The sequence below is a fragment of the Chrysiogenes arsenatis DSM 11915 genome (assembly GCF_000469585.1).
In the GTDB taxonomy this organism is placed as follows: domain Bacteria; phylum Chrysiogenota; class Chrysiogenetes; order Chrysiogenales; family Chrysiogenaceae; genus Chrysiogenes; species Chrysiogenes arsenatis.
The window spans coordinates 152,099-174,705 of sequence record NZ_KI273144.1; the positions used below are offsets into that span (position 1 = coordinate 152,099).

Sequence of the window (22,607 nt, forward strand, 5' to 3'; positions counted from 1 at the left end):
CCCCGCACGGTATACCGTGCGGGGATTTGTTGTTTCTATCTCATCGCGCAACAGGCGCGGTTGTAACCATTATGCTGAAAGTGGCGCGACCTCAGTAGCTTCTTCTTTCTTCTCCAAAGCCGTGCGCTGCTGCGCCATCGCTTCCATCACCTGATCCAGTACCGATTTCACCGAAAGCGACTTGCCAAAAGCGTTTTCCAGCGCTCGACCCAACATACCCTTAAAGCGGTTATTTTCTGTGCCGAGACGATCCTGACTGGTGCGTCCCTCTTCGGCAAAACGTTCCATCAACGGATGCTTTTTCTCCGCACCCACTTGGCTGCGCGTAGACTGGAGCGCTACCATTTTCGTCTCTTCCAGTTCCATGCGGAAAGAACCAAGCGAGTTCGCTTTGAATCCCATGATCTCGTTCAGATTCATCGGCTTGCCCGCAAAAAATTCATCGGCGGCTGCCCCCAACCTGCTGGTCAGTGCCTCAATTTCCTGCCGTTCTTCGTCGGAAAGATCGCCTTCCACTTCAAACGAAAACTCATGCCGCTGCGCTGTGTATTCAAGCGATCCCGATTTCTGATACGCACCACCGGCCATCGTGCCATTGGCCGAATAGGTTCCAAACGCACTCTGACTCTGGCGCGCCATGGTAATGGTCACGCGGTCGCCTTCTTTGGTTTGCACTTCTATTTTTGCCTTTTGATCAGACGCAACAAGACCACTCAGCGACTGGGAACTCCCCTGCTGCATGGCGGTATTGGGATATTGGCGGGCATATGGATTGGATAGTGTTGAAAGCTCCACGGTTCACCTCCCTGTGATCCTGTAGTCAGGTATCGGCAGGGAGGCGCAAAAGCATAAGTAAAAACTACTCGACCAGCACTCCGTTCAAATATTTCAGAATATCCGTCTTGATCGGCATAAAATAGATATCAAAACCACTGCGCCGCACGAACTCAAGCGCCTGCCGCGCAAACTGCTGGTTCCACTCCAAAGTGGGGGCAAACGAGCGCGGGAAGATGGCATTGTTGCGCGTTTCCCAATAAAAACGCGATTTTTCTGACGTTACCGGCGAAACCCCCCAGAACACCGTCTGCCCCTGTAGTTGATCACCGTACATCTCCATCAGACGCAAATCAAAAAAGGGCTGTGTGAAAAACCCGTCCGCCCCGACATCAAGCTTGTGGCGAATATAATCGCGCTCCACCCGGAAACTGTTGCGGTACGGATCAATCGCTGCATACACCTTGATTTCAGGCGCTTCACGCTTGAATTTACGGATAATATCCACGCTGGTGGACGGGTAAATGACCCGCTCGTGATTCTGCGGCGGATCGCCCGCAATCACCAACACTTCGCCAATCTCATGCGCGCGCAGATAGTCGATCATGTGCAGCGGATTGTACGGGTGCATATCAATAGCGCGAATATGGGCAATCGTTTGCGGGAACCACTGCCGTGCAATCGCGCACCCTTCCCAACTGCGAATATCAAAGCGAAGCAGATCGGGAATGTTGATCGCCGTGATATGGGGAAAATTCTGCTGAATCTGCTGCAATTCAAGCTCCAGCGCCTCGCGCGTGCGAGGAACCAGTTCAATAGCAATACGGGTGGTCATAGGGCAAACAGCCTCCGGGCATTTTCGTTAATCTGGGCGCAGCAGGTGGCAAGATCAATCCCTTTAATATCAGCCAACGCCTGATAAATGTGTGGCATATACGCGGATTGATTCTCTTTGCCGCGGTGCGGCACCGGCGACAGGTAGGGCGCATCAGTTTCCAGCACAATCCGGTCAAGCGGAACAAAACGCGCCGCCTCGCGCAGGGCATCGATCTTTTTCGGAAACGTGATAATCCCCGGGAAAGAGATATAAAAACCAAGGTCAAGATAGGCCGCCGCCTCATCCTTCGTACCCGTAAAACAGTGGATAACCCCGCGCGCCTTGGTACGACGCAATGTGTCCACCGTATCCGCCCACGCTTCACGGCTGTGAACAATCAGCGGGAGATTTTCGCGCTGCGACAGAGCAATATGCGCTTCAAACGACGCCTGCTGCGCTTCCTTGGTTTCCGTCGTCCAGTAGTAATCCAAACCCGTTTCGCCAACGGCCACCGCCTTCGGATGGGCGCACAAAGGGGCAACCAATGCCAGATCCGCCTGAACCTGCGCGATGCTTTTACATTCCGAAGGATGAATGCCGACCGCAAAAAACACTTCCGCCCACTGATCAGCACAATCACGGTTGGTAAAATTATCCACCGTGTCCGTGCCGATAGTGATAATCGTCGTCACGCCATGTTCGATGGCAGTAGCAATGCGCGCCGCCGGAGTGGCCGCGTAGTTGTAATCTTTCAAAAGCAAATGTGTGTGAATATCGATGTAGTTCATAGATGAGAAACAGCCCATTGATCTTTCTATACGTATACTGCACGGGTGCCAATACCACGCAGCGTGTGAATATTTCACTTTTTCCCCAAAGAATCAATACGCCAGCGCACAATTCAACTCAGCAAGTGCCTTCTTGCCGCATGCGCCGTGTAATAAAGCGGATAAACCAGATGCCGCGTTTCCTGTAGCAGCGAGCCTTGTGTGCCAGTCAGTTTGATGGTCTTCGTCGGATTACATTTTTCGATATACGATTGGAGCGATTTCGCCCGAGTACGCGTACCGCTTTTCACTTCCAGCGGGATAACATTTCCGGCCTGATCCGTAGCGATAAATTCAATCTCTGCCCTGGCGTCGTTCCAGGAAAAAGTCGGGTCAATCCCCATCGCCACCAGTTCTTGCTGTACAAAGTTTTCTGCAACATAGCCCTTATATTCATATTTCTGCTGCTTAATTTCTTTGTAACTTATGCCCAGCATGTGATTCAACACACCAACATCCATCAAAAACAACTTCACCATATTTTCTTTTCTGTAAGGCATCAATGGGCTGCGGGGATGACCTTCGACGGGGTAATTTTTCAGCACAAGGCGGCACTTTTCAAGCCAAGTAATTCCGCTTTCAAGCTCCTGATAACGGGATTTACGCTCATGGACATTTTTAAACTTGAACCGCTTGACCGACTCATCCACCACCGCAGCAAGCTGCGATGGAACCGCCCTGAAAACAGATTCAATCAAACCCGCATCCACTTTTCCAGAATACTTGCCAAAATCCCGCACATACCCCGACACCAAATCCGCATGAATGCGCGTGACGGCTTTGACACGCTCGACAATGCTTTGATCCGCCATTTGAAACCAAGTGCTCACCGCTTCCGGCATACCACCCGTAAAATAATAATCCGTCAACATATCAAATAGCTTCGTATGCGCGGCCGCAGAGTTGACCTCGTTGTCATACGCTTTGAGCAGCACTGGCTCATTGGCGGCCACCAAAAACTCGCGAAACGTCAGCGGACGCAAATTGTACTGCTCAACTTTACCAACAGGAAAGGTGTTCAATAACCCAATATTAGAACCACTCGCAGCAAGAAACAGGTGTGGTGCCTGTTCGGCAAAATATTTCAAAGAAGTAACCGCACGCGGGCACTCCCCTATTTCATCAAAAATCAACAAATCGGTTTGCGGATGGAACACCTGACCGGTCAGCAACTCGATATTTGACAGCACCTCTTCTGGCGTAAGCGAGCCAGCAAAAGCCTGCGCCATGTCCGGAGACTCCAGAAAATCAATCCGCAAAACCCGCTCAAAACTTTGCCCCAGTAACGTCTGCAACAAATACGTTTTTCCCGTCTGCCTGGCACCATCGACAAGCAAAGGCTTTCGCTCGTTTTTCGCTTTCCAACCAAGTAATTCCGACAGCAATGCACGTTCCACAGCACACCCTCCCGCAAGTAATCGGGAAGACTCTACACTTTTTCGCGCAATAAAAGAAATAAAATCACACTTTTATGCGCGTAAAAATGCAGATATGAAATATTTGAGGTGTAGAAAAAGCGCTATAGTACCAGCAGTGTAAAAAACGGACTCAAGCTTTTGTCACGCGCAGGAAAACTTAAATATCAATATTATAAGGCGTTGTCGCTCTCACCCGTCATCTCGAACGAAGTGAGAGATCCAGATTTCTCCTCGCAGTGCTCGTCGAAATGACACGGGAATCAACTAGGCGGAAATAATAATTACCACTTTTAAATTAAATCGGACAGTTTCATTCTCGCTTTCCCGTAAAAGCCATGTCCCATTTTAGAAGATCACCAGCTCGCAATGCGTATTTTTGCACGATCCCATTTCTTCAGAAGAGCTTCTACAAACCATTCATGATCAAATTTGTAAAAATCTTTCTCTGATATGTCAAGGTAGCCATCTGGAGTAATCTCTGCGAAGTGAATAGAATTTTCATGCGAGTTATCGAACAGATAAACCCGTTTGCACTTTACCGCCATGTCAAAAAGGTGCAATAAGCTCTTTCTGTGGCGTTCCACTATTTTTTCCTGCGGCACGTCGTGCCCACCATTATCCACCCGCTGGCGCACACGCTCTATATTGCGTTCGGGATCTGAAATACAAATATAGTAGAGATAAACTTCGTAACCACTTTTTATAGCGCGATCAACAAAATCCAAATGCCGCTTATCACTCATCACGGACTCGCACGTCATAGAAAGGCCAAGCTCAACCCAATCTTCGCGAAGGCCAAGGGATACATTTTGAGCAAGAATGGCAGCAAATATATTTTCAAAATTCGAGGAAAATTCTTTTGGTTTACGGTCACTCCCAACAAAGCCCCTCTCATTGTACATGCCATCTATAATTGCATTTATTGAAATATGGCGCGCAATATCATCCGGGTTCAGATATTGCCCAAGTGGTATGTTTTTTCGAATCAACTCCTTTGTCAGCGTTGTTTTTCCAGAGCCATTCGGGCCAGCAACCAGCCTTAATCTTGGCACAAGTACTCCCGCAGATTAAAAGGCTTTTTTGCCTGCAGTTTACGCACCTTGACGATCCCGTTCGCAGGTGTCTTTTTGACAAGGTAGCCATCACGCTCAAAAAGCACCGGAACATCAGCCGATAAACTCTGCTGAATAGCATGGCGCGAAGCCTCGCTGGCAATGCGTGTTAGCGTCCGATTGTCTTCCATTGGTTCTTTGCGACTATGCTTGCGGATTACTTTCAGATTATTTTTTTTCATCGCATTACCTCCGAACTGTTGAAGGATGTTATAGAGAAATTCAGGGTTCTTTTTTCGATTAACATTTGCAACAGCGGCACGCAAAGTGATTCCGGTGGATGAAGGACACAAACTGATTGCCATTGAACGTAATCATTGTCCGAACTCTGACAACAAATGCCCCATCTTTTTCGCCTTAGTCTCCAAGTAAGGCTTAGTGTCCTCTGTCGAATCAATCTCTAAGGGTACTCTATCCACATCAATTCCTGCGCTTGTTAGCCCTTCAATCTTCCGAGGATTATTGGTTAGAAGCTGTATCTTTTCGAGACGGAAATGCTTGATTACTTCAGAGACCCGAAGATACTCCCTTGGGTCTTGAAGTAACCCAAGCTTCCTATAGGCGTCAGATGTATCAAGGCCTTCCTGCTCGCCAAGCGCCATACCTCTCAACTTGTTCAAAAGGCCTGCACCTCTGCCATCGCAGAGCATATAAATCAAATAGCCACCATTTTCAGCAATAAGTCTTTGGCTCTTCGAAAGCTGAGCATGACAGTCGCAGTCTAAGCTGCGAAAAATCTCCGCCGAATAACATGCGCTCTGCACTCGAACTAGTGGCGCACCCGAGAATTGATCGTTTTCAAGAACCAAAATGTTGTCTTCTTCATGCAGACCCCAAGAGAAGCAATGAAATCTGAACTCACCAAATCTTGTTTTGAGATTCGTTGACGAATGCTTCATGTTATATTCCCACCTTATCCCATATTTTCGGGACTTGGAACCATTGGAAGCCACTCATAGTGTGCATCCAAAGCGATCTTTGTGACGTTTTCAACTAACATTTTATCTGGACTCTCAGCCTCGGCGTAGCCTCCCACTGAAAAGCGGTACTTTTGCAGGTTGTCTTCAAGTTTTCTTTGTGAGGTTCGATACAGTGACCAAAGTTGCTGCGGCTTACGCAGCTGTAGCCAGCCGGTTGAAAAAGCAACGCACGCAGAGAGTATGCTCGGAATTACCTTTTCCAGCCAGAACGTAGCACAAGCCCACCCAAGAGCCTCAGCAATGCCAGACCCCAGAGCTATAAAAAACGGCGCGAACAGCGCTCCCCCCATTGAAAACCAAAAGCACAGCATTGATTCACTTTTATTGTGTGAGGCCTTTTCTTCAAAACCCCTAATAACCGCCAAACAAAATTCTTCCGCAGTCTGTGGTTTTGTTTCGGACTGCGACGGTTGTTTCCTTCTTTTCCACATCAAAACGCTCCTCTCCACTGCTCATCGCGTATAACATGCCCCTATGCTTGGAAAATTTTCGATCTATCGTAATATTCAAGCGCCAAACATGGAAAACTCACGTGTCCACCTTCCATATTTACTCAACCGACCCGGTTTCTATTTATCCCGATGATATGAGCAAAACACCGAAAACCCGAACTTCACGTGACCCCCTCTCGCCAATCCACACCACCATTTATAGCACAACATCCAAGCGCTATCACCCATCTTCTGTGTCATTCCTACTGTCGCCACAGCCATCGTTACCTACTGCACTTTCTTCTCCCCAACTCACGCGCCCCGATAAAACTCCCCGTCACGCTGCAATACGCCGCTCTCCACCAGCGTTTGCAGCACTTCGCGCAGCGAGCCTCGCTCCGCGCCGATGGCGCTCACCATGTCTTCTTCAGTCGAAGGGCGCAACGTTACCAGGGCAATCACGCGGTGGCGCAGCTCGTCCTGGTCGATGCTTTCCACTGCACTCGCGGCGTAGCTCCGCGTGGGCATGGTGGCGGTGTCAAAAAATCGTGCTAGTTCCGCCATCCGTTCGGGGCGGAGGGGTTGCAGTTCGTGGCAGGTGCCGGGGCGGTCGAGGGTATGCACCTGCACAAGGGTGTGGCGGATGGTGCGGCAAGCGTCGGCAATGCGCTGCACTTCGGCGTTATCGTCATTGACTCCCGGCAACAGGAGCACTTCAAGTTGTATTTCACCTTCAAACTGCTGTGAAAATTCGCGGAGGGCGTCGATGATGGCGCTGGCGCTGGTGCCAGCAGCGGGGCGGTTGATCTGTTCAAATACTTCTTGGGTAACGGCATCAAGCGAGGGAACCACGAGATCAACCCGCGCAACTTCCGGCCAAACCGCACGATCGGTGAGGAGTGTGCCATTGGTCAGCAGGCACACGCGGTAGGCGGGAAAATGTTTTTTGAGAAAGTGGACGATTTCGCCAAATCCGCTGTGCAGCAGGGGTTCACCCGCTCCGGCAAAGGTAATGTAATTCAGCGCGGGTGCGGTGGCGAGGAACAACTCCAGCTCACGGCAGACCTCAGCGGTCGGCACATATTCGCGCCGCTCGGTCGTTAGTTCCGTCGTTGTGCCGCATTCACAGTAGATGCAATTTTCGGTGCAAACTTTGGCGGGAAAGAGGTTGATCCCCAGACTGCGGCCATAGCGCCGCGAATTGACTGGCCCAAAAAGGTGTTTCCAGCGCGGCGGGTTCATGCATCAAGCTCAGCCAAAAGGTGAGCAACAACGTCGGGCATGTGGTCGGCCAGAAACACTTTGCCAGGATAGCATTCCGCAAGATACTGGAGGTTATGATCTCCCGGAGTGACTCTGCCAATCCGATTCAGAATAATTGCGGCCAGTGGGATTTTCTGTGATGCGAGGTAGTGGGCGGTCAATACGGTGCTGTTGATCACGCCGAGTTCATCTTTCGCAACGATGATAACGGGGCATTTGAGCGCGCGCGCCAGATCACCATACGTGCGGTGCGGCGTAATGGGCACGGCAATGCCGCCCGCCCCTTCGACAAGCAAAAAGTGACTTTCCAGTTGATGTCCGACCACGAAACGGCATACGCCATTAAAATCTGGCATTTCACCAACGGCTTGCGCGGCGTGGAGTGGTGACAGCGGAGCAAGATAGCCTTTGCCAAGGGCATCTTGCGTGCCGATTTCTGGCGTCGACGCTTGGCCAAGCAGCGTGGCATCCCACTGTTTTTTGGCAACTTCTGACAGTCCTGATTCCAGCGGTTTTATACCGCGCACCACGGCGCGTGATCGCTGGCGTGCCACTTCACGCAATAATTCGCACCCGACCCAAGTTTTCCCAACGCTGGTATTGGTGCCAGTTACCAGCCACGTTAGCGCTGACATACGGCACCTATGGCTTGCGGCAACACCGCAAAAATGGAAGCGAGTTCATCACGCGACGTGACATGCGGTGGCATAATCACCAGCGTATCGCCCAATGGCCGCAGGAAAATTCCGCGCTCCGTTGCAGCGCGGCAGATATGGAATCCGGTACGATTTGCCAGCGGAAATGGCTCTTTGGTGGCGCGGTCGCGGACGATTTCGACGCCACTCATCAAACCGCATTGGCGAATATTGCCCACGAAAGGGTTCTCACGCAGAAGCTGTTCTAAATGCTCGCGCAGCGCGGCTATCAGCGCGGTAACATGCTGCTGAAAAGGTACATCCATCATAGTAAGGTTCTCCAGTGCCACGGCGCAGGCCAGCGGGTGGCCGGTGTAAGTATGTCCATGATAAAAGGTTTTGAATGTCATGTAGTCATCGTAAAAGGCTTGATAAATTTCGTCGGTTACCAACGTGGCCGCCAGCGGCATGTAGCCGGCGGTGATCCCTTTCGAAAGGCACAGGATATCGGGCTCAACTCCTTCGTGATCAACGGCGAACGCGGGGCCAGTGCGGTAAAAACCGGTGGCCACTTCGTCGCAAATCAAAAGCACACCAGCTTTGCGGCAGGCATCGGCAATACGACGCAGCATGCCCGCCGGGTACGGGATCATCCCGCCTGCTCCTTGCATCATCGGTTCAATCACACATCCGGCAAACTGGTCGCCTTCGCGCGTGAGGAGTTGTTCGAACGGCTCAAGACAGGCAAGGTTACACGTGGTGTTATCCGCACAACCAACCGGACAGCGATAGCAATAGGGGCTATTGATCGTCGCCGTGGGGAACAAGAGCGGCCCGTACGCGGCATGGAATAGATCAACGCCGCCGACACTCACGGCGCCAAGGGTATCGCCGTGATAGGCGCTGGTCATTTTAATAAAGCGCTTGCGGGTATTTTTTTCGCCATGCAGATTCAGGAAGTATTGGTAGGCAATTTTCACCCCGACTTCAACGGCGGTAGAACCGTTATCGGAATAAAACACGCGAGTCAGATTTTGGGGCGTCATGGCGACCAGCGCTTCGGCCAGCTCAATCGCCAGCGGGTGGGTCAGGCCAAGCATGGTGGAGTGTTCGAGTGTAGCGGCTTGGCGCTGCAACGCGGCATTGAGACGTGGATGGGAATGGCCGTGGACGTTGCACCACATGGAGCTGACGCCGTCAAGTAAACGGTTGCCATCCATGTCGATCAGATACACCCCTTCACCACGAACGATCACACGCTGTTCAAGCGCGTCCCACTCTTTCATTTGAGTAAAAGGGTGCCAAAGTACGCGCTTATCGCGCTGATTCATGGAGAGCTGTGATGCGGAAAGTGTCATAGTGGTATCCTTATCCTGCGATTACGTTTTCAAATTCAAGGGGTTTGAGTAGATCCAGCAAGTCGGCGGACTCAATCTGCGCTGCCCCTTCACTGGCGTGATACATCCCCTGTGTCAGTACCTGTTTGCGCTCTTGCAATGCCAGAATTTTCTCTTCCACGGTGTGTTCGGTTATGAGTTTATAGACAAAAACCGGCTTATCCTGCCCAATGCGGTACGCGCGATCCGTCGCTTGCTGCTCTACCGCTGGATTCCACCACGGGTCGTAATGAATGACGGTATCAGCCGCCGTGAGATTTAGTCCAGTTCCACCCGCTTTCAGGCTGATAAGAAAAACGCTGGCATCACCCTCCTGAAAGGCAGCGATGGCTTCTTCACGTTTGGTGGTCGATCCGGTCAGCAATGAATAGGAAATATCCCGCTTTTGCAATTCCGGCTCAATAAGATCAAGCATAGAGGTAAACTGGGAAAAAAGAAGGATTTTCCGTCCCTCTTCCACCATTTCCGGCAACATACTCAAAAGGAGCTCAAGTTTGGCCGACTGTGTCACTTTTTTAGCCCTTTCGAGTTTGACCAATCGCGGATCGCAACACACTTGGCGGAGTTTCAAGAGTGCGTCAAGAATCATAATTTGCGAACGCGCGGTTCCCTTTTTCGATATTTCTTCGCGCACTTTGGCATCCATCGCTAAACGGACGGTTTCGTATAAATCACGCTGCGAACCTTCCAGTGCTACACTTTTGATAATTTCGGTTTTTTCGGGAAGTTCAGTCGCCACTTCTGCCTTGGTGCGGCGCAACAGAAAAGGGCGGACGCGACGGCGCAAAAGTTCTTTGCGGGTAAAGTCACTGTGATGTTCAATGGGGTTACGAAAAATCGTCGTAAAGCGTTTGTTGGTTCCCAGAAAGCCTGGCATCAGAAAGTGGAACATCGACCAAAGCTCGCCAAGGTGATTTTCCATCGGCGTACCAGTTAAGCAGAGGCGATGTTTAGCGCGCAGTTGATAAATGAGCTGCGTCGTTTTTGTTGTCGCGTTTTTAATCGATTGCGCTTCGTCAAGAATCAGATAGTTCCATTGAACCGCACGGATAGTCTCTTCATCACGCCGCACAAGGGCGTACGTTGTCACAACGATGTCATACGTGCTGATGGAATCAAAATTCTCTTTGCGCTCCGCGCCATGCTGTATCAGTACACGCAGTTGTGGCGCAAAGCGTTCCGCTTCGCGTCGCCAATTGCTCATGAGGCTCGTTGGAGCGATAATCAGCGAAGGGCCTTGCAGCGTTCCATTTTCCTTGGCGTGCAACAGCAGCGCCAGCGCCTGAATGGTTTTGCCCAACCCCATGTCATCGGCCAATATTCCACCGAAACCAAATTCACTCAGAAAATTCAGCCAACTCAACCCTTCGCGCTGATACGGACGAAGCTCGGCTCGGAGCCCTACTGGCGGTTGAACGTGCGCAATGCCGTTAAAGTCGTGAAACTTCTGCCGCATTTCGGCCATTTTTCTGCTGACTTTCCATTCCAGCGCAGGGTTGTTCAGCAAGTCATCAAGGAGCGAAATCCCTTGCGACGCATGGATAGCCAAGCTGCCATTTGTATCCAGCGCATCACGATTATAGAGTTCGATCAGAGTGTCAAGAATAGAACTGATGCGCGAAGATTCAATCTTTGCCCAACGGTCTTTTCCGATAGGAACGGCACAGTACTCTTGTTGCTTTATCCTTTCAGAAAATGGCGTTACGTCACTCATACCGCTCAAGAGGCGCACCAAGATCGGCAAAAGATTGACGGTCTCTTCGCCAATACGGATTCCAAGATTCAGCTCAAACCACTCGCTACTCTCTCCCTCTTCAAAAGTGCCAATCCATTCGTCAACTCCTTCAATCGTTAGGGCAAAAGAAGGATCAAAGGTGATGATCCATCCCAGTTCGCGCAATTTTGGGACGTGGCTTTCGATAAATTCATTCCAGCGTTGGATGGCATCGAAATCGGTATTCGCGGCATACGCGAGTGTCAAATAGACGTTTTCATGATAGGGAATGGGGCCGTCATGCGCGCGCAGGGTTTCAACAATAGCCAATTCGGCGCTCTGGTCACGCAGAATACGGTAGCGTGCCTCAGCCGTTTTCCAAATCATTTCCGATTCAAGCGGATCGATACCAATCACATGTGCGCCATAATGCACATTGAGCGAAGCGATACGCCTTTTCTCTTGACCACTTTCGGTCATTATAGAACGAAATACCAGCTCTGGAACGGGTCGACAATTTTCCACCACTTCGAGCGCACGTTGTTTACCGGAAAGCGGGACTGGCACATCGGCTTCGCCGAAGAGTTCACTGATGACCTCGCTGACCCGCTCAGCTTCGCTGCGGGGGATTGCTGGCGCACGCAACAGCGCAAGGATTTGTTCCGAACACAAATCAGCCCGTTCGAGTTTGCCACACAATGGCGTTGCCAAAGCGTCGCGATAATAGAGCTGCGAATCAACCCAAAAATACTCCGTCATGGCCGGTTCGGCTGACATCTCAAACACATAATTTTTTTGTTCTTCACGCCACGCAAATGTTAAGCGGCGCGACTCACCGCGTGTGAGTGGCTTATCCATGCCACTCCACGCTTCAAACGTAACGTAAAAGAGCCGCTTGCTTTGGAGAAGTTTCTCAAACAGCAGTGGGGCTTTATCGCCTACCAGCCAATGCGAACGGGCACCGGTACGAGAGTACGACCCCGCAACCTGAGGAATACGGTGGTACAGCAAACTGGCAATTTCGATATCAAGATCATCGTAAGCAAAGGTTTTTTTCTCTTTGATACCTAAAATTTTCTCAGGGGAGAGGTGTGTGATGTTTTTGCGGTAGATCCCATTGATAAGTTGTACCGCCTTCGCGCACGTCACCATTGCCACTGGGCGTTTATCGCTCAGGGTATCGACACTCAGCAGATAAACGATTCCCGCGGCATGTGCCGTCTTGCTGAACACTTCATTCAGGTATGTTGGCAACGCTTCTGGCTCTTGGAGTGAGTGAAGCCACACATCAATTGCTGAGAGTTTGGTGTGTGTTTTACTGGCCGGATGAGTTTTCGTTACATCGCTCGCCAATGCGGCAATCACCGCGACGGCGTGCTTGCACTGCGGGCCGACGGGACAATTACAGTCGCAATCGAGCAGCCGAGTCGGCAGGCAGTCTGACATAATGAGTTTGACACGATATGGCGCACGCGCTGTCCCTTCAACCAACGCAGTAATAATCACTTGCGATGAGCCACGATAGATTTCCGGTTTGTGTACCGTAAGATTCATAACCCGCTTTTCATGAAAATAGCGCATGCCGCGTTCTATCGCATCGTGATAAAAATATGTACGTATCAGGGTGAAGTCAAAAGGCGACCGCTGAATTAAGGACATGAACTCTTCTGAAAGCTGCTTCATCTATTTTTACTCGCAAATTTTATTCTTATGCTTATAGACAATTGAGGATAATACACTCCGTCTCAAATGGCAATTATCGACAAAGAACTTGCTGGCAGCCGGAAAAAGGTTTACAAATTTCAACGATATTGTCATTTCTGGCCACAAAAACTGGCTATTTATCTGAGGAGCTTTTTGTATGCTCGATTGTTTTCACGACGAGTGCGGAGTTGCCGCGGTTTACGGAAATCCTGAAGCCGCCAACCATGTGTATCTTGCGCTGTACGCCCAACAACACCGTGGGCAAGAATCTGCCGGTATTGCTTCGTGTTTCCCTGGCGACGATTTTATCATCCGCAAGGGTCAAGGATTAGTCTCCGAAATTTTTGACCAAAGCCAACTCGCATTGCTAAAAGGGACTATTGCCGTAGGGCATAACCGCTACTCAACGAGCGGGAAAGCTATTCTGGAAAATGCGCAACCATTTGTAATTCAATACCGCTACGGCCGTTTAGCACTTGCGCATAACGGAAATCTGGTGAATTCCGATGAACTCCGCGCGATGCTGGAACATCGCGGTGCTATTTTTCGCACCACCAACGATTCGGAAGTACTGCTCCACCTGATTGCCCATTGCAATGAGCCTGACTTTATCAGTGTACTGCGCTCGGTTATGTCACAAGTACGCGGCGCATTTAGTATTGTTCTGAGCGATGGCGAACGGGTGTACGGCCTGCGCGACGCTCTTGGCATCCGCCCGCTGGTGCTTGGCGAACTCGAAGAAGGTTTTGTGATGGCGTCGGAAACCTGCGCCCTTGATCTGATTGGTGCACGTTTTATCCGTGAAATTGCCCCCGGCGAACTCTTGATTATTGACGGCAAAGGGTACGAATCGGTACAACTCCTGCCGAAACTTCCCAGAACTGCCCACTGCATTTTTGAACACATCTACTTTGCCCGTCCCGATAGCTATTTGTTTGGCCATTGGGTGCACGATGTTCGCAAAGAAATGGGACGGCAATTGGCACGTGAGAGCCATATCGAAGCCGATGTTGTTATTCCCGTCCCGGATAGTGGCATCATCGCTACCTTGGGATATTCGCAGGAATCGGGAATTCCGTTTGAACTCGGCCTCATTCGCAACCACTACGTTGGGCGGACATTCATCGAACCCAAACAGTCGATCCGTCATTTTGGCGTTAAAATTAAACTCAACCCCGTCAAAAGCATTTTAGATGGCAAGCGCGTTGTCGTCATCGACGACTCCATTGTGCGCGGAACCACGTCGCGTAAAATCATCAAAATGATCCGCGACGCTGGCGCCAGCGAAGTGCATCTGCGGATTGCTTCGCCACCAACTATTTGCCCGTGCTTTTATGGCGTCGACACGCCAACGCGCTCGGAGCTGATTGCCCACAACCATACCGTTGAACAAATTTGCACCTACGTGACCGCAGATTCATTAGCCTATCTCTCGCACGAAGGGATGTTTAATGCGGCTGGAGGCGGGGGCGAAACGTTCTGTTCAGCATGTTTTGACGGAAAATATCCCGTAGAATTTTCGGGAATGGACACCTAGCAAAGGGCATACTGTCTGATAATTTAATTAGCTTCAGCACAAGATTAACGGGATCGAGCTACGCTTGATCCCGTTTTACGATTTGCTTGCCGCCTTGCGTTGTGCTAACTTTTGTGAGCACATTAATTTTAGGAGTTCGCTTATGGACACCAGAATACAATTTCGTGTTGATGAAGAAACAAAGCGCTTAGCTCAAAAAATGGCTGAAAGCCAAGGGCGCACCCTAAGTGATGCCTGCCGTGAACTTGCCGAGCAATTAGCTGATCAGCAACGAAAGTTATTATGTCACGACACATGGTTAACTGAGCAAATAAACCTCGCATTTGAGAATGTTGACTCGGGAAAAACCTCTTTTGTTGATCACAAGAGTGCTAAAACACGAATGGCTGAGTACAAAACAAACATCCGAAATCGGCACAAGCAATGATTTTTTGGGAAGAAGAATCCCTCAATGACCGAGAAAAGATCTTTGAGTTTCTTTATAACTTCAATCCTGCCGTAGCAGAAAAAACTGATGCAACCATTGAAGCGAAGGTCGAAAACTTACTCGAACAACCATTCATGGGCGTTCAGCGAGATGGCATCCGGGGCAGGCTGCTCATTATTCCTGAGATCACAATGATCATATCCTATTTTGTTGATGGCTCAACAATTCGTATTATGCGGGTACTTCATCAAAAGCAAAGATTTCCAATTGACTAACGGCGAGTCACTTCGCAGCTAACGCTTCAATCCGCTGCCACGTCAGCTACCCTCGGCGGTAAAAATAGACACGAACGCTTGTCATTTCGACGAGCGCTGCGAGGAGAAATCTGATCTCTCACTCCGTTCGAGATGACGGGTGAGGGCAGCAACGCCTCACGGCAGCTTGAAGTTAACAGAAAAAGGGAGCGGCCAAATGGCCACTCCCTTTTTTATATTTGCGACTTAGCAGCCAATCTGCTTAAAAAAATCGTTTCCCTTATCATCAACCAAGATAAAGGCGGGGAAATCTTCCACTTCAATTTTCCATACGGCTTCCATCCCAAGTTCGGGGAAGTCGATACATTCAACTTTTTTAATATTCTCATCGGCTAGGAGCGCGGCGGGGCCACCGATAGAACCGAGGTAGAAACCACCATGCTTTTTGCAGGCATCGGTTACTTGTTGCGAACGGTTGCCTTTGGCGATCATCACCATCGAGCCACCATGCGATTGCAGCAGATCGACATAACTGTCCATCCGGCCAGCGGTGGTTGGGCCGAATGATCCAGAAGCCATACCAGTCGGTGTTTTCGCTGGGCCAGCGTAGTAGATCGGGTGCTTTTTCAGGTATTCAGGAAGCGGCTTGCCTGCGTCAAGGATTTCCTTGAATTTCGAGTGGGCAATGTCACGCCCAACGACAATCGTGCCGTTCAACAAAAGTGGCGTAGAAACTGGGTGCTTGGTAAGTTCCGCAAGCACTGCGTCCATCCCTTGATTAAGGTCAATCTTCACCCCATGGCTATGTTTGCCACGGAATTGATCTGGAATCAAACGCCCTGGATTGCGGTCAAGCTCTTCGATCCACAGGCCATCTTTATTGATTTTTGCTTTGATATTACGGTCAGCCGAGCAGGAAACGGCAATCCCAACGGGACACGATGCGCCATGACGCGGCAGGCGCACCACGCGGATATCGTGCGCGAAGTATTTGCCGCCGAACTGTGCGCCGATGCCAAGTTTTTGCGCTGCTGACAGGAGTTTTGCTTCCAGCTCAATATCGCGGAAGGCGCGGCCATGCTCATTACCCGTGGTCGGGAGTTCGTCAAGATACTTCGCCGTCGCCAGTTTGACAGTTTTCATGCAGGAATCAGCGCTCATGCCACCGATAACAAAGGCAATGTGGTACGGCGGGCACGCTGCCGTGCCGAGATATTTCATCTTATCAACAAGGAATTTTTCCAGTGTTGTTGGGTTCAAGAGTGCTTTGGTTTCCTGATACAGCATGGTTTTGTTGGCAGAACCGCCCCCTTTGGCCATAAAGAGGAATTTGTAATCCGCACCAGTGGTCGCCATAATGTCGATCTGGGCAGGGAGGTTGGTTCCGGTATTCTTTTCGTCGTACATGTTCAACGCGACGGTTTGCGAGTAGCGGAGGTTCTCTTCGGTGTAGGTTTTATACACGCCCTTTGAAAGGAACTCTTCGTCGTTAACGCCCGTCCATACATTCTGCCCTTTTTTGGCAATAATCGTGGCGGTTCCGGTATCCTGACAGGTTGGCAGTTGATATTTGGCAGCTACTTCAGCGTTGCGCAGGAAAGCAATCGCTACCCCTTTGTCGTTCATGGACGCTTCAGGGTCGCTCAAAATTTTGGCAACTTGTTCGTTGTGGCTGGCGCGCAGGAGGAAAGATACGTCCCGCATAGCGTGATTTGCCAGCACGGTGAGTGCTTCCGGAGCAACTTTCAAAACTTCTTGACCATCAAAAGTCGCAGTGCTGACATATTGCTGGGAGTCTGGTACGAGGGTGTACTTGGTCGAATCTTTGCCGAGTGGAAATGGATCCTGATACGTGAATTCGGGCATAGTCCTTCTCCTTTACACTATTCTTAGGGGTATTACGGGAATACGACCATAATGTTACCAAAAATTTCACGAATGGAACAGCGTACTTTGTCGCCGCCAACACACCGAGACTATTCACCAAAAAAAATTATTGACTTCTCCCTTACAACAAGATATTCGTTTCGCGTCTAATCTTTCGCGAAAAAGATTTCGCATTTTAAGCCTCGTTTCCCCTGAACGAAGAAAGAGACCTCACTCATGCCCAATCTCGATCATTGCCAACAGCCAACACTCAGCAAACGCTCAATTGGCCAGCCCACGCGCCTAGGGATCATCGGCGGCGGTCAACTGGCCAAAATGCTTACTATGGAAGCCAAAAAACTTGGTTTTTCGGTGCAGGTGCTCGATCCCACCAGTGATTCGCCAGCAGGTCAAGTCAGCGATAGACAGATCGTCGGCGGTTTTTTCGAGCACGACAAACTGCGCGAACTGGCTACAGAAAGCGATATCCTAACATATGATCTTGAGCATATTGACACCACATCGCTACGCACGCTGGAGGCAGAAGGAGCCATCATCCATCCTGCGCCCGATCTGCTGGAAACGTTGCAGGACAAATGGCGACAAAAAGAGCTGTTCGCAAAGGCGGGTCTGCCGCAACCTGCCTACGAGCGTATGGATACCCTTGACACTGACGCCATGCGCCGTTTCGGGTTCCCGCTGGTGCAGAAAATCCGTCGTGGTGGTTATGATGGTCGTGGCGTGGTAATTCTGCGTGACGCTTCCGAGCTGCACCGCGCCCTGAACGGCCCCAGCCTGCTGGAGCGCTGTGTTCCACTGGCGAAGGAGCTAGCGGTCATGGTAGCGCGCACCAAAAGTGGTGAAGTGCGGACATACCCGGTAGCTGAAATGATTTTCGACTCCCGCAGCAACGCGCTCGATATTTTGCTGGCACCAGCACGCATCGACGATCAACTTGCTTCACGGGCGCGTTCACTGGCAAAGCAAACCGCCGAAGCCTGCGGAGCAGTTGGTATTTTCGGGGTCGAAATGTTTCTGACTCAAGACGGTGACATACTGGTCAACGAAGTAGCTCCACGCCCCCACAACTCCGGCCACTACACCATCGAAGCCTGCCGCACCAGCCAGTACGAACAGCATTTGCGTGCTATTTCTGGCCTGCCGCTGGGGCTTACCGATCAGCACACCCCGGCAGCCATGATCAATCTGGTTGGCGAGCCGGATGCGCACGGCCAGCCGCTCGTCGAAGGGCTGGCGGAAGCACTGGCACTGCCCGGAGTCAGCGTACACCTCTATGGCAAACGCGAAGTGCGTCCTTTCCGCAAAATGGGTCATGCTGTGGCCGTTGACCCTGACCCAGAAAAAGCACTGGCCGTTGCCCGTACCATAAAGCACATCATTAAAATACAAGGAGACAAGACACATGAGTAAAGCAGAAGTCGGCATTATTATGGGCAGCGATTCCGATCTGCCAGTGATGCAACAAGCCGCAGAGATCCTAACACAACTGGGCGTAACGTACGAACTTACCATTGTTTCGGCGCATCGCACGCCCGAGCGGCTGATAACCTATGCAACCACGGCGGCAGCGCGCGGCCTGGACGTTATTATTGCCGGAGCTGGCGGCGCCGCTCATCTTCCTGGCATGGTGGCAGCCTGCACCTCGTTGCCAGTTATCGGTGTGCCGGTCAACGCCACCGCACTACAGGGGATCGACGCCCTGCTTTCCATTGTCCAGATGCCGCGCGGAGTGCCAGTGGCCACCGTCGCCATTGACAATGCCCAGAATGCCGGATTGCTGGCAGCCCAGATTATGGGCGTCAAACGCGCCGCCGTGCGCCAGGCAGTCGAAGCGTTCAGACAGCGCCAAACACAACAGGTGCTGGAAAAAGCCGCCGCGCTCGAAAAAAACACACCAGCATGCAGCGGAGTCAGCACGTAAATGTTCGATAACTTGCTTGATCCCGTTGTGTTATGTTTTGTCGTAGGCGTAACCGCCGGGTTACTGAAGTCCGACCTACGCTTTCCCGATCAACTGTACGAAAGCCTTAGCATCTACCTGCTTTTTGCCATTGGCCTCAAAGGCGGTATCGAACTTTCTCGCGCAGCTCCGGGCGAAGTGTTTGTGCCAGCGCTCGCCACCATTGCGCTGGGAGTCATCATTCCCGTGCTGGCCTACAATGTGCTCAGGCGCTTGGGTCGCTTCAATCAACCGGATGCCGCTGCCATTGCCGCCCATTACGGATCGGTGAGTGCCGTCACCTACGCCGTGGTGATCGCGTACCTTGTGCGGCTTGGGCAGAGCTACGAATCGTACATGACGGTGCTGCTCGTCGTACTGGAGATCCCCGCTATCGCCATCGGTATCCTGATCGCCCGCCTGCGCACCAGTTCTGGCAGCATCAAGTGGGGTTCACTGCTACACGAAGTGTTCCTTGGGAAAAGCATCTACTTACTGATGGCTGGCCTGCTGGTTGGCCTGCTTAGCGGTGCTGAACGGAGCGAAGCCATCGCCCCGCTTTTCAGCGGCCTGTTTAAAGGGGCACTTGCCCTTTTCTTACTGGAAATGGGGATTATTACGTCGCGACGTTTAGGCGACCTGCGTCAGGCAGGCCCTTTTCTGATCGTCTTCGGCATGGCGATGCCGCTGTTCAGCGGTGCGCTTGGCACCATCGCAGGGGTACTCAGTGGACTTTCTCTGGGCGGCACTACTGTGCTTGCCACCCTTGCGGGGAGTGCGTCCTACATCGCGGCGCCAGCGGCCATGCGGATAGCTGTACCCAAAGCGAACCCTACCCTCTATTTAGCGGCATCGCTTGGGGTTACGTTCCCGTTTAATATCATCGCAGGCATTCCCATCTATTATGCGATGGCGAATTTTGCCCACAGCTTAGGAGGTTTCTGATGCCACCAATTCAACGCAAACTGATTACGATCATCGCGGAGTCTGCTTTGGAAAACCGGCTGGTGCGCGATATGAAAGGCTTTGGCGTGAGCGGCTATACCGTTTTTGACGTGCGCGGCGAAGGGACGCGCGGCAAACGCAAAGGGGACTGGGATCATAACCGCAGCGTCTGCCTGACCAGCATTTGTCAGAGCGATTTGGCTCATGCTATACTCGACCACATAGCCGCCACCTATTTTGAGGATTATGCTATTGTCGCCTACCTAAGCGATGTTGAAGTACACCGTGGCAACAAATTTTAACCCCTTGCACAGCGAGAAACCTATGCCCACACACGAGAGCCAACCAGAGCGGAAAACCCCTGGCGGCGAATGGACCTTTCTGAATAATCACACGCATGTTTTGCTGTGTCTGGCACGCGAGCCGGGAGCCAGACTGCGCGACGTCGCACAGCTTGTCGGCATTACCGAGCGCGCCGTGCAGAAAATCGTGCGCGAACTGGAGGAAAGCGCGGTTCTGCAACGCTTTCGCGATGGCCGCCGCAATCGTTACCAGATCGACCTGCAACAACCGTTGCGTCATCCACTGGAGAGCAACTTCACGGTAGGGGAGTTGCTGGGGCTATTTTTTCATAAAGAGGAATCGAATTGACGGCTCAGTTTTTCCGGATTCAGGTCGGCTGAGTCTGTTCTGCGTGATTATGTCGCGATCGTGTGACGTTGCAACTCACGAGCGCCATACTCGTAGTAGTGGAGAGTATGGTGCCCGTTAGTTGTCGATTGTTAGATCTAATGTTGTATTTCATCACCAAACTGCACCTTCTCGTTACGAGCCAGTCGCTCTAGAACGAGCCTAGGGATAACTTGAGCAGCGTACTTGGCAAACACGATCCATTGCATAAAGCAGAGTAAAAGAATGCCTGAGCCAAGAATTGCGAAATCCGCAATATTGGGGGTCGCTAGACCTAGAAGGGAAGAAATAATTAACACCAGTGACAAAAGCCCAACTCCATTTACGAGCGTAATTCTCTTCATGTGTTCATTCTTCTGCTCGTTTGCTGCGTTGGCGATATAAATACGCATCGCCGGCCCGCCCATACTCTCCACCGGATATTTGGAATTTATTTTCTTTACATAGTCTTCCATGTTCTTCAGAGATGCCAAAAAGGTGTACGAAGCTCTGGATATTTTTCTGTAGGCGGATATGGTGAGCAAAGTAAGCGCGCCTGAGCATAGAAAGTCCAAAACGCGTATCTTGGTTAGGGTTGCTTCATCCGAAAGAAGCAAATCGCCGACACTCTTATATAGTATTGACCCCCATACCCCACCATCGCCTGTGCACATAAGCGCATGTATGGCAATGAGATAGACCAGGAAGGCCAGCGCCTCAAAGAAAGTGAACGATAATCCAACCTCCTCAGAATACTTCTCTTTAAGTACGTCAAAGATATCCGACATTGTTAGCCTAGTAAATCTATGAAGTAAATATCTCCGGCATTCGGATCAAAAGCGCCATATTCAATAACGGGAGCACCAATGAATATCATATCATCATTGTTGCCAAGATAAGGATGAGCCTTAACAAAGTCTTTGTCATGTAGAAAGTGGACTATTACGGCTTTGTCATTCTCTAGGTTAACCACTTTTCCATTAAGGCGATCACGGTCTAGCTGCCGAACACGCGCAACGTAGATTACTGGTTCCCCGACTTCTCGACGCGACACAATTGAGTGGAATCTTTCACTTTTGTGCTTATTGAATTTATACTTAAGCAACTTGTCCCCATGAGTCTCTATCTCCAAAAAACTCTCTCCCGAGTTTTGAGAACGAATAATGGATAACACTTGGTCGATCTCTCTATTGATTGAACGATCCGCATAAGTCCGGATGACCTTCTCCCCAGGATTATCGATAAGAGCCCGAAAAGGTGTCGGCTCCAAAATCCCATGTGCGAGTTGATTTTTTCTACTTTCGACTTGCTGCGACATTGAATAAGCAACCTCCTCGCCTTCAGCCAACACACGTTCCATGGCAGGGGTTAGCGCTGAGGAAATTCGATTAACGATCTGCTTTCCTGCGTCAGATAATAGCCTTTGAACAAATCCTCCTTCTTCTGGATAGAGGGCAACAAAGTCTGCGAATGGGTAATCCTCCCCTCGCATGCGAGCATATTTCCATAGATTTCCATACTTTAAATCTAAATATGCTCGATCAATAGCATTCTGTGTATGGACTAGCGATTTACCGAGAGTTCTCGCAGAGACCATGTGATCTACGACGATCTCGCCTTCAAAGTGAAGAGATAGGCTACCATTATTTTGCACAGTCTTTCCTCGCTTCTTTTTGATCTAACGCCACATTGCAGCAGCTTGTCCGCTACAATGCTTTTTAAGCCATCTGTTCACAATGCATGCAGCTATTCTCAGCAAGCTTGCTTTCGCCTTATATTTAAACATATTACGAACACCTTAGCCTTTACCCTGCCCAGTATAGACAGGTCAGTCTGTACTGACTTAAATCCATCAATCAAGCCGAGAAATGCTGCCT

General features: G+C 50.7%; 23 protein-coding genes. 8 read left to right on the top strand and 15 right to left on the bottom strand.

Features of this window, described 5'->3' with window-relative positions; genetic code table 11:
- Window positions 1-69 precede the first annotated feature (69 nt).
- The 12 genes from P304_RS0111870 to P304_RS0111925 form a co-directional block, all read right to left on the bottom strand.
- Window positions 70-795: a hypothetical protein gene (locus tag P304_RS0111870; RefSeq protein ID WP_027390708.1), complete on the bottom strand. Its 726-nt coding sequence runs from the start codon at window positions 793-795 to the stop codon at window positions 70-72.
- Between the two features lie 64 nt (window positions 796-859).
- Window positions 860-1,609, bottom strand: coding sequence for a methylenetetrahydrofolate reductase (locus P304_RS0111875; protein ID WP_027390709.1), 750 nt, complete (start codon window positions 1,607-1,609; stop codon window positions 860-862).
- Window positions 1,606-2,379 (bottom strand): TatD family hydrolase, encoded by a 774-nt coding sequence (locus tag P304_RS0111880; RefSeq protein WP_027390710.1) that lies wholly within the window; start codon window positions 2,377-2,379, stop codon window positions 1,606-1,608. Before P304_RS0111880 ends, P304_RS0111875 begins: the two co-directional genes overlap by 4 nt.
- 113 nt (window positions 2,380-2,492) lie before the next feature.
- Entirely contained in the window at window positions 2,493-3,815 is a 1,323-nt protein-coding gene (locus P304_RS0111885; RefSeq protein ID WP_027390711.1) for an ATP-binding protein, read from the bottom strand.
- A gap of 374 nt (window positions 3,816-4,189) precedes the next feature.
- Window positions 4,190-4,888, bottom strand: a complete 699-nt coding sequence (locus P304_RS0111890) for an ATPase (RefSeq protein ID WP_027390712.1) — start codon at window positions 4,886-4,888, stop codon at window positions 4,190-4,192.
- Window positions 4,876-5,130 carry a hypothetical protein gene (locus P304_RS0111895; protein WP_152514546.1) on the bottom strand — a complete coding sequence of 85 codons (255 nt, stop codon included), beginning with the start codon at window positions 5,128-5,130 and terminating at the stop codon, window positions 4,876-4,878. Before P304_RS0111895 ends, P304_RS0111890 begins: the two co-directional genes overlap by 13 nt.
- A gap of 132 nt (window positions 5,131-5,262) precedes the next feature.
- Entirely contained in the window at window positions 5,263-5,847 is a 585-nt protein-coding gene (locus tag P304_RS15475; RefSeq protein ID WP_051321655.1) for a GTP cyclohydrolase II, read from the bottom strand.
- A 14-nt stretch (window positions 5,848-5,861) separates the two neighbouring features.
- Window positions 5,862-6,359, bottom strand: a complete 498-nt coding sequence (locus P304_RS15480; protein WP_084417704.1) for an SLATT domain-containing protein — start codon at window positions 6,357-6,359, stop codon at window positions 5,862-5,864.
- 312 nt (window positions 6,360-6,671) lie between these two features.
- Window positions 6,672-7,601 carry a radical SAM protein gene (locus P304_RS0111910; protein WP_027390714.1) on the bottom strand — a complete coding sequence of 310 codons (930 nt, stop codon included), beginning with the start codon at window positions 7,599-7,601 and terminating at the stop codon, window positions 6,672-6,674.
- A complete protein-coding gene (bioD, locus tag P304_RS16375) occupies window positions 7,598-8,257 on the bottom strand; it encodes a dethiobiotin synthase (protein ID WP_051321656.1) in 660 nt (219 codons plus the stop codon). The genes P304_RS0111910 and bioD overlap by 4 nt, the downstream gene beginning before the upstream one ends.
- Entirely contained in the window at window positions 8,245-9,615 is a 1,371-nt protein-coding gene (gene bioA / locus P304_RS0111920; protein WP_034765441.1) for an adenosylmethionine--8-amino-7-oxononanoate transaminase, read from the bottom strand. The genes bioD and bioA overlap by 13 nt, the downstream gene beginning before the upstream one ends.
- 10 nt (window positions 9,616-9,625) lie before the next feature.
- The gene (locus tag P304_RS0111925; protein ID WP_084417705.1) at window positions 9,626-13,051 is read right to left on the bottom strand and encodes a DEAD/DEAH box helicase; all 3,426 of its coding nucleotides are present in this window, start codon (window positions 13,049-13,051) and stop codon (window positions 9,626-9,628) included.
- 178 nt (window positions 13,052-13,229) lie between these two features.
- On the opposite strand from P304_RS0111925, the gene purF reads away from it, so the two are divergent.
- The 3 genes from purF (at window position 13,230) to P304_RS0111940 (ending at window position 15,311) form a co-directional block, all read left to right on the top strand.
- Window positions 13,230-14,609: an amidophosphoribosyltransferase gene (purF, locus tag P304_RS0111930; protein ID WP_027390717.1), complete on the top strand. Its 1,380-nt coding sequence runs from the start codon at window positions 13,230-13,232 to the stop codon at window positions 14,607-14,609.
- Window positions 14,610-14,751: 142 nt separating this feature from the next.
- A complete protein-coding gene (locus P304_RS0111935) occupies window positions 14,752-15,036 on the top strand; it encodes a type II toxin-antitoxin system RelB/DinJ family antitoxin (protein ID WP_027390718.1) in 285 nt (94 codons plus the stop codon).
- A complete protein-coding gene (locus P304_RS0111940) occupies window positions 15,033-15,311 on the top strand; it encodes a type II toxin-antitoxin system RelE/ParE family toxin (RefSeq protein WP_027390719.1) in 279 nt (92 codons plus the stop codon). The genes P304_RS0111935 and P304_RS0111940 overlap by 4 nt, the downstream gene beginning before the upstream one ends.
- A gap of 225 nt (window positions 15,312-15,536) precedes the next feature.
- Here the strand turns inward: P304_RS0111940 and P304_RS0111945 are convergent, their stop codons facing one another.
- On the bottom strand, window positions 15,537-17,156 hold the full coding sequence (locus tag P304_RS0111945) for a fumarate hydratase (protein WP_027390720.1): 1,620 nt from the start codon (window positions 17,154-17,156) through the stop codon (window positions 15,537-15,539).
- A gap of 237 nt (window positions 17,157-17,393) precedes the next feature.
- On the opposite strand from P304_RS0111945, the gene purK reads away from it, so the two are divergent.
- Genes purK through P304_RS0111970 form a run of 5 tightly spaced genes read left to right on the top strand, consistent with a single transcriptional unit; the run spans window position 17,394 to window position 20,712 of the window.
- Window positions 17,394-18,587, top strand: coding sequence for a 5-(carboxyamino)imidazole ribonucleotide synthase (purK, locus tag P304_RS0111950; RefSeq protein WP_084417706.1), 1,194 nt, complete (start codon window positions 17,394-17,396; stop codon window positions 18,585-18,587).
- Window positions 18,580-19,098, top strand: a complete 519-nt coding sequence (gene purE / locus P304_RS0111955) for a 5-(carboxyamino)imidazole ribonucleotide mutase (RefSeq protein ID WP_027390722.1) — start codon at window positions 18,580-18,582, stop codon at window positions 19,096-19,098. The genes purK and purE overlap by 8 nt, the downstream gene beginning before the upstream one ends.
- Window positions 19,099-20,061: a sodium-dependent bicarbonate transport family permease gene (locus P304_RS0111960; protein ID WP_034765446.1), complete on the top strand. Its 963-nt coding sequence runs from the start codon at window positions 19,099-19,101 to the stop codon at window positions 20,059-20,061.
- On the top strand, window positions 20,061-20,363 hold the full coding sequence (locus P304_RS0111965; RefSeq protein WP_027390724.1) for a P-II family nitrogen regulator: 303 nt from the start codon (window positions 20,061-20,063) through the stop codon (window positions 20,361-20,363). Before P304_RS0111960 ends, P304_RS0111965 begins: the two co-directional genes overlap by 1 nt.
- A 22-nt stretch (window positions 20,364-20,385) precedes the next feature.
- Complete coding sequence (locus tag P304_RS0111970; protein WP_027390725.1) at window positions 20,386-20,712, top strand: helix-turn-helix transcriptional regulator; 327 nt, start codon at window positions 20,386-20,388, stop codon at window positions 20,710-20,712.
- A gap of 137 nt (window positions 20,713-20,849) precedes the next feature.
- On the opposite strand, the gene P304_RS0111975 is transcribed toward P304_RS0111970, so the two are convergent.
- Window positions 20,850-21,518, bottom strand: coding sequence for a hypothetical protein (locus tag P304_RS0111975; RefSeq protein ID WP_027390726.1), 669 nt, complete (start codon window positions 21,516-21,518; stop codon window positions 20,850-20,852).
- 2 nt (window positions 21,519-21,520) lie between these two features.
- Window positions 21,521-22,384 (bottom strand): hypothetical protein, encoded by an 864-nt coding sequence (locus tag P304_RS0111980; protein ID WP_027390727.1) that lies wholly within the window; start codon window positions 22,382-22,384, stop codon window positions 21,521-21,523.
- Window positions 22,385-22,607 lie beyond the last annotated feature (223 nt).